Raw genomic sequence first — 242 nt, 5'->3', positions numbered from 1 at the left:
AGGGCTGGACTGGACTCTAAAATCGGTTCGTGAAATGACCTCGGGCAAAGTTGTCATCGTCTTTGGTACAGACGGAGATAGGGATCCCTCTAAGCGCGAGGATCTAGCTGAAGTAGCTGCCCGTAGGGCTGACATTTTGTGGGTTACTGACGAGAACCCGCGTACGGAGGATCCCCAGTCTATCCGTGACTACCTGATTCGCGGGGTTAAGAGGGTCCGTCCGGACATGAACAACGTCACCG

At 54.5% G+C, this 242-nt stretch carries 1 protein-coding gene; it reads left to right on the top strand.

Going from position 1 to position 242, the window contains the following annotated elements; translation table 11 throughout:
* Positions 1–242, top strand: a 242-nt coding sequence (locus QP381_RS09410; protein ID WP_285068781.1) for a glutamate ligase domain-containing protein, incomplete at both ends; no start/stop codon positions are given.

The organism is Pauljensenia sp. UMB6358 (assembly GCF_030216865.1).
Taxonomy (GTDB): Bacteria; Actinomycetota; Actinomycetes; order Actinomycetales; family Actinomycetaceae; genus Pauljensenia; species Pauljensenia turicensis_A.
Note: the sequence above shows the minus strand (reverse complement) of the source record. Positions and strands in the feature narration are given on the sequence as shown.